The organism is Stenotrophomonas sp. B1-1 (genome assembly GCF_010894375.1).
Taxonomy (GTDB): domain Bacteria; phylum Pseudomonadota; class Gammaproteobacteria; order Xanthomonadales; family Xanthomonadaceae; genus Stenotrophomonas.
In genome coordinates, this window is record NZ_JAAIUZ010000010.1 from 20,554 (window position 1) to 27,187 (window position 6,634).

The 6,634-nt window shown below is 66.6% G+C and carries 7 protein-coding genes; 3 read left to right on the plus strand and 4 right to left on the minus strand.

Annotated features, from left to right (window positions below):
* The first annotated feature begins 141 nt into the window (after positions 1–141).
* Positions 142–1,128 carry a hypothetical protein gene (locus G4G00_RS07875; RefSeq protein ID WP_164272383.1) on the plus strand — a complete coding sequence of 329 codons (987 nt, stop codon included), beginning with the start codon at positions 142–144 and terminating at the stop codon, positions 1,126–1,128.
* Between the two features lie 11 nt (positions 1,129–1,139).
* Positions 1,140–2,591, plus strand: a complete 1,452-nt coding sequence (locus tag G4G00_RS07880; RefSeq protein WP_108753982.1) for an alanine/glycine:cation symporter family protein — start codon at positions 1,140–1,142, stop codon at positions 2,589–2,591.
* 152 nt (positions 2,592–2,743) lie between these two features.
* On the opposite strand, the gene G4G00_RS07885 is transcribed toward G4G00_RS07880, so the two are convergent.
* From G4G00_RS07885 to G4G00_RS07900, 4 genes are all read right to left on the minus strand, one after another.
* Positions 2,744–4,165: a M28 family peptidase gene (locus tag G4G00_RS07885; protein WP_108753981.1), complete on the minus strand. Its 1,422-nt coding sequence runs from the start codon at positions 4,163–4,165 to the stop codon at positions 2,744–2,746.
* 270 nt (positions 4,166–4,435) lie between these two features.
* The gene (gene mscL / locus G4G00_RS07890; protein ID WP_108753980.1) at positions 4,436–4,840 is read right to left on the minus strand and encodes a large-conductance mechanosensitive channel protein MscL; all 405 of its coding nucleotides are present in this window, start codon (positions 4,838–4,840) and stop codon (positions 4,436–4,438) included.
* Positions 4,841–4,894: 54 nt separating this feature from the next.
* The gene (locus G4G00_RS07895) at positions 4,895–5,611 is read right to left on the minus strand and encodes a fumarylacetoacetate hydrolase family protein (protein WP_164272386.1); all 717 of its coding nucleotides are present in this window, start codon (positions 5,609–5,611) and stop codon (positions 4,895–4,897) included.
* 70 nt (positions 5,612–5,681) lie between these two features.
* Entirely contained in the window at positions 5,682–5,966 is a 285-nt protein-coding gene (locus G4G00_RS07900; protein ID WP_108750914.1) for a hypothetical protein, read from the minus strand.
* 177 nt (positions 5,967–6,143) lie between these two features.
* Between G4G00_RS07900 and G4G00_RS07905 the strand changes: the two genes are divergently transcribed.
* Positions 6,144–6,482, plus strand: a complete 339-nt coding sequence (locus G4G00_RS07905) for a Rieske (2Fe-2S) protein (RefSeq protein ID WP_108750913.1) — start codon at positions 6,144–6,146, stop codon at positions 6,480–6,482.
* Positions 6,483–6,634 lie beyond the last annotated feature (152 nt).

Below are 6,634 nucleotides of genomic sequence, written 5' to 3' on the forward strand. Positions count from 1 at the left end.
GGGCTCTGACCCAAAACCGCAGACTTGCCCCACACGCCAATGCGTCAAGCACGCATGACGATTTGAAATTTTCCTTATTGGTCCGCTGTTCCTGGCGACGCAGGGTGGAAGTCCATCCCACGTTGTCCAGGAGTGGCTGTCATGCATCACCCGCGTTCTACCCTTGCCGTTGCCCTGCTGCTGGCCTGCACGCTGCACAGCGCCAGTGCGCTGGCCCAGCAACACAGCCTGGAAGGCGTCAACTTCACCGGCCCGCTGATCACCCCCAATCCCGCCGGCATGGCGGCCGGGCACTGGTACATCGAACCCTATCTGGTGCGCGTGGACAGCACGGCGTACTTCGACGACAGCGGCGATCGCCACCGCAGCAATGAACGCAGCGGCGCCTGGGCGGTGGTGGTGCCCATTGCCTACGGCTTCAGTGAACGGGTCACCGGCCAGGTCAACCTGAGCGCCTCGCGCGCCGAATCGGGCAGCACCCACAGTAGCGGCTTCCGCGCCGGCGATACCACCGCGCGCCTGCAGTACCTGCTGCAGGCCCCCAGTGCCGATGGCACTACCCCGGCCGTTTCGCTGGCGCTGGTGCAGCGCTTCAGCACCGGCAGCCACGACCGCATCACCGGCAATGCGCTGGATGCGCAGGGCGATGGCGTGCAGCGCACCACCCTGGCGCTGGGCGTGCAGAAGGTGGAATGGATGGCCAACGACAGGCCGCTGCGCTGGCGCGCGCAGTTCAGTGCCGGCCCTGCACCGTCGCGCACGGCCATTTCCGGCGCCAGCGTGTATGGCACTGAACGTGGCTTCCAGGGCCACATCGCGCGAGGCTCGGTGCTGGGCCTGTCGGTCGGTGCCGAGTACAGCTTCAATTCGCGCTGGGTCGGGGTCATGGAGTTCGCGGCCAGCCGCGAATCGGGCCAGCGCCTGACCGGCTTTGCACCCGGCGCCGATGGTCAGGTGCGGCGCATCGACGAGCGTCGCCCGGCCAGCCGCAACCTCACCCTGGCGCCGGCGGTGGAGTACCACTTCAGCCCCTCTCTGGGGCTGATCGCCGGCGTGGAAGTGACCGTGGCCGGGCGCAACAGCGGCCGCATCATCAGCCCCCAGGTCGCCCTGGGCATGTTCTTCTAAGGGGGCACGCCATGACTGTCGAATCCATCGTCAACAGCGTGCTGGGCGTGGTCTGGAGCCCGCTGCTGGTGATGCTGTGCCTGCTGGCCGGGCTGTACTTCAGCATCCGCACCCGTTTCATCCAGCTGCGCGCGCTGCCGGACATGCTGCGCCTGATGTTCCGCCATGAACGTTCCGACGCAGGCGTGTCGCCGTTCCAGGCCTTGTCGTTGTCGCTGTCCAGCCGGGTGGGCGTGGGCAACATCGCCGGTGTGGCCATGGCCATCGCGTTCGGCGGCCCGGGGGCCATCTTCTGGATGTGGATCGTGGCGTTCCTGGGCGCATCCAGCGCCTTCATCGAATCCACCCTGGCGCAGATCTACAAGGACCGCGACGGCAAGGGCCAGTACCGCGGTGGGCCGGCGTACTACATCGAAAAGGGCCTGGGCCAGCGCTGGTATGCGGTGCTGTTCGCGGTGGTCACGGTGATGGCCGGGGCGATGCTGGCCGGTACCCAGTCCAACGCCATCACCAGCGCGGTGAACGAAGCCTGGAACGTGCCGGTGGCCGCGACCACGGGCGTACTGCTGGTGGTGCTGGCCGTGGTGCTGTTCGGCGGCGTGCGCCGCATTGCGCGCGTGGCCGAATGGGTAGTGCCGATCATGGCCGTGGCCTATCTGGGCGTGACCGCCGTGGTCATGGTCATCAATGCGGACAAGCTGCCCGAGGTCATCCTGCTGGTGGTGCGCAGCGCCTTCGGTGTGGATGCGGCCTTCGGCGCGATGATCGGCACGGCCATCCAGTGGGGCGTGCGCCGTGGCGTGCTGTCCAACGAAGCGGGCATGGGCAGTGGCGCGCATCCGGCCGCTGCCGCAGAGGTGTCCCATCCGGTGAAGCAAGGCCTGGTGCAGTCGTTCTCGGTCTACATCGACACCTTGGTGGTGTGCAGCGCTACCGCCTTCCTGATCCTGTCCACCGGCCTGTACAACGTGTACGACCCAGCGGTGAACGGCATTCCCGATGAGGCGCGGCTGCTGCTGGGCAATCTGCCGGGCGTGGAGGCCGGGCCGCGCTTCGTACAGCACGCGGTGGAATCGGCATTGCCTGGCTTCGGTCGCTCGTTCGTGGCGCTGGCGATTCTGCCGTTCGCGTTCACCACCATCCTGGCGCTGTACTACATGGCCGAAACCAACGTCAGCTACCTGTGCCGCGACCGCCCCAGCCCGTGGGTGATGGGGGTGTTCCAACTGTTGTTCCTGGCCGCCACCGGCTATTCGGCCATGAACAGCGCCACCGTGGCCTGGTCGCTGGGCGATATCGGCGTGGGCATGATGAGCTGGTTGAACATCATCGCCATCGTACTGCTGCAGAAGCCCGCGCTGGCCGCCCTTCGCGATTACGAGCTGCAGAAGCGCAACAAGCGCGATCCGTTGTTCAACCCGCAGAAGATCGGCGTACGCAACACGCGGGTCTGGGAAGGCTGATCCCACGCAATCGCTTGGTAGGTGCGAACCTTGGTTCGCACGGCTGTTGCCGCGGTGATCGCCGGGCATGGCCCGGCGCTACCGTCGGGCCATGCTCTTGCCTGGTGGGTGCGAACCTTGGTTCGCACCGCTCTTGCCCCGGCGCTACCGCATCACTCGTTCGGCGGAACCGTCGCCTTGGCCTCACTGCCAAAGCTGCCATCGGCTTCGGCGGCCAGGTACGCGAACACGGTGTACGCGGCCACGTTCTGCGCCAGCGCCTTCGGGTCGATCTTGTCCAGGGTGTCGTCGGCGGTGTGGTGCAGGTGGAAATAGTCCGACCCATCCTGTGCCAGCCACGCCCATGCGCCGCCCTTGGCCGCCAGCGGGCCCACGTCCGGGCCCGGGCCGCCCTTGTCGGCCTGGTACTCGATGCCCAGCGGCTTCATCACCTCGGCAATCTGCTTGGTCGCCTCGCGCGACCCTTCCGGGTTCGGCGAACCGGTGTTGAACGCATAGATGCGCCCGGCACCGAAGTCGCTCTCGGCAGCCAGCTGGTGCAGGGTCACGTCCTTGGCGTGTGCTTCGGCATAGGCCTTGCCGCCGTACAGACCCTGTTCCTCGTTGGCGAAGGCGATCACCCGGATCGTGCGCTTGGGTGCCTGCTTCAGCTGGCCGATCAGATGGCCGGCGGCCATGGTGATGCCCACGCCGGCGCCATCGTCCACCGCGCCGGTACCCAGGTCCCACGAATCCAGATGGCCGCCAATCACCACCACTTCCTTGGGCAGGCTGCGCCCGGTGATCTCACCGATCACGTTGTACGAGGTGGCCGTGCCATCCCACCCGCAGTCCAGCGCCACCTTCACCGTGGTGCTGCCACGGGCCAGCAGGCGGGCCAGCTGGTCGGCATCGGGCACCGACAGCGCGGCCGACGGCACCGGGGTCAGGCCATCGTCGAAGCGGGTGATGCCGGTGTGCGGCACACGGTGCGAATCGGTACCGGCCGAGCGCATCAGGAAGCCGACCGCACCCTTGCGGATGGCCTCGGACGGGCCCTTGCTGCGGATCGCGCCACCACGGCCGTAGTCGCGGCCATCGCGGAACGGCAGCATCTGGTAATCGACGAAGGCGATCTTGCCCTTCAGCGAACCGGCCGGTGCGGCCTGCAGGGCGGCCAGGTCGGCAAAGCGCACCACCTCGGCTTCCACGGTGCCGCCGGGGCTGCCGCCCAGCGCGGTGATCTGCAGCGGCTGCGGGTTCTTGCCGGTCACCGCGGCGTGTTCACTGCGGCGTTCCCACTTGGGGAAGGTCACCGGTTCTTTCCAGACCTTGTCGAAGCCCAATGCCTTGAACTTGGCTTCGGCCCAGGCCACGGCGCGGGCATCGGCCTCGCTGCCGGCAATACGCGGGCCGATTTCGGTGGTCAGCGATTCGACCACCTTCCAGCCGGTGTCATCGGCCAGCGCCTGGTCGCGCAGCTGCGCGGCCGTGGCCAGCGAGGCCGGGGGCAGGGTGGTGGTGCGGGGCGCCGCAAACGCAGGCGCGGCCAACAGGGCGAGGGACGATGCGATGGCAAGAATGCGGCGACGCATGGACAGCTCCGGGAAGGGTGTAAGCCTTGGAGCTTAACAGTCGTTCAGCGCCGCGCATGGGTGGGAGGTCATGCCGGGGCTGAATGCTGTTTTCCGGCCATGAGCGGCAAAGCGAAAGCCCCGCCGGGGCGGGGCTTTCGTGCTGTCGTAGAGTCGAGCTTGCTCGACTGCTTTGGAAGGGCCAGTCGAGCAAGCTCGACTCTACTGAAGAGCGAAGTCGAGCAAGCTCGACTCTACGGGCGGGCGGGGCGCGCACCGGCGCCCGGCACGTTATTTCTTCAGGCTGTCGCGGATTTCGCGCAGCAGCAGCACGTCTTCCGGCGTGGCGGCCGGGGCGGCTTCCTTCTTGCGCGACAGGCGGTTGATCACCTTGATCACCAGGAAGATGGCGAAGGCCACGATGACGAACTGCACCAGCGTGTTGAGGAAATCGCCGTAGCCGATCACCACCGCCGGAATCTCCTTGCCATCCGGGCCGATGCTGGCCGGTGAAAGCACCCACGCCAGGTCAGAGAAATCCACCTTGCCGATCAGCATGCCCAGCGGCGGCATGATGATTTTTTCCACCAGCGCGGTGACGATCTTGCCGAAGGCTGCGCCAATCACCACGCCCACGGCGAGGTCGATGACGTTGCCGCGCATCGCAAATTCCTTGAACTCGGTAAGCATTCCCATTGTTGTTCTTCTCCAGAGGGCGAGGGGACAGGGCGCAGGGTAACGCAGCAGATGTCAGCCAGCGATGACGCCGTGGCGCTCGGCCACGTTTTCCAGGCGTGCGCTGAAACGGTCGCCCGGCTTCAGTGCGGCCACGCCCGACGGCGTGCCCATGAACACCAGATCGCCGGCGCGCAGCTGCCACAGCTTGGACAACTCATGCAGGATTTCCGGCACGTTCCAGATCATCTGGTCCAGCAGCGATTGCTGGCGCACTTCGCCGTTCACTTCCAGCGAAAGATTCAGGGCGGCCAGATCACCCACTTCGCCGGCATGCACGATCTCGCTGATCGGCGCGGAGGCATCAAAGCCCTTGGCCGAATCCCACGGGTGGCCCTTTTCCTTGGCGGCGGCCTGCAGGTCGCGGCGGGTCAGGTCCAGGCCCACGGCATAGCCGTACACCAGTGCGTCGGCATCGGCCACGGCCAGCTCACCGGCCGGTGCATCGCGGCCGATCGCCACCACCAGCTCCACCTCGTGGTGCAGGTTGGCGGTGGCCGGCGGGTAGGGAATCACATCGTCGTGGCCGACCACGATGGCATCGGCCGGCTTGGTGAAGAACATCGGCCGGCCGCGATCATCGGCGGCCGGCACTGCGGCACCCATTTCGCGTGCGTGGTCGGCGAAGTTGCGGCCCACGCAGTACACGCGGTGCACGGGGAAGCTGCCACCGCCCACCACGGGAACGCGGGGCACGGCGGAGGCGGCAATCACATCGGAAACATCGGACATGCGGACATCCAGGAAGGGCGTGCCCGCAGTCTAGAACTTAACGCCACCCGCCGTCAGCGGGTGCCAGCCTTCAACGCGGCGAGGACAGCGCCGATTTACGCACCACGCGGTACTCACCTTCCACCACGTTGGGGTCGGCGGCACGGCCGACGCTGGCCGGCTTGCGCGAGGCCAGCAGCTTCCACGCCAGCCCGATCAGGATCATCGCTGCGCCCACGAACACGCCCACGAACACCATGGCGGCCAGGATGGCCAGGCCCAGCAGGCCCACGGCAATGCGCACCAGCGGGTTACGCGGCTTGCGCGGCGCGAACAGGGTACGGAAGTGGTGGACGGCGGATGCACGAGTAAACATGGCGGCTCGATAGGCTGAAATCAGCGAACCGCCAGTATCCGGAGGCGCCACTGTCATTGAGTGAAAAAGTCGTTAAATATAGCCTTGGCTTATTACCAATCAATGACTTGTGTTCATGTGAGAGCCAGTGACCTGAGCGCGCGTGCGACAATGCCGCTTTACGTTCGAGCCTTCGCCATGACGACCCCCGCTGCCGCCCTCATTGCTCTGGAAGCCCTTGCCGATGGGGCCTTTGCCGAGGTTGAAGCGCTGGTGGACGGCGATGCCGAATCGGTGGTGCTGTATCGGGACGGCAGCCAGGTGCGCGCCTTCCTGAACATCTGCCCGCATGCCGGCCGCCGCCTGGACTGGGCGCCGGGACAGTTCCTGAAAAGCCGCGAAGGCCATCTGGTGTGCGCCGCGCATGGCGCATCGTTCGCGCTGGACAGCGGCGATTGCGTGGCGGGCCCGTGCAAGGGCGATCGTCTGCGCGCGGTGCCGGTGGATGTGCGCGACGGACAGGTTTACCTGGCCTGAGGCCAGGTCCGGGGTCGGAGCCAGTCGAGCATGGCTCGACTCTACAAAAGCTGTGTCGACCAAGGTCGACACCTACCAGAGCCGGGTGCGGCCTCAGGTCCGGGGTCGGATCCGTTTTCTGTAGGAAAACGGCTCTGACCCCATCGGGCCGG

Bases quoted from the DNA above. Each gene is read 5' to 3' on its own strand.
- G4G00_RS07875 (WP_164272383.1), top strand. From the start codon at position 142: ATGCATCACCCGCGTTCTACCCTTGCCGTTGCCCTGCTGCTGGCCTGC.
- G4G00_RS07880 (WP_108753982.1), top strand. From the start codon at position 1,140: ATGACTGTCGAATCCATCGTCAACAGCGTGCTGGGCGTGGTCTGGAGC.
- G4G00_RS07885 (WP_108753981.1), bottom strand. From the start codon at position 4,165: ATGCGTCGCCGCATTCTTGCCATCGCATCGTCCCTCGCCCTGTTGGCC.
- mscL (WP_108753980.1), bottom strand. From the start codon at position 4,840: ATGGGAATGCTTACCGAGTTCAAGGAATTTGCGATGCGCGGCAACGTC.
- G4G00_RS07895 (WP_164272386.1), bottom strand. From the start codon at position 5,611: ATGTCCGATGTTTCCGATGTGATTGCCGCCTCCGCCGTGCCCCGCGTT.
- G4G00_RS07900 (WP_108750914.1), bottom strand. From the start codon at position 5,966: ATGTTTACTCGTGCATCCGCCGTCCACCACTTCCGTACCCTGTTCGCG.
- G4G00_RS07905 (WP_108750913.1), top strand. From the start codon at position 6,144: ATGACGACCCCCGCTGCCGCCCTCATTGCTCTGGAAGCCCTTGCCGAT.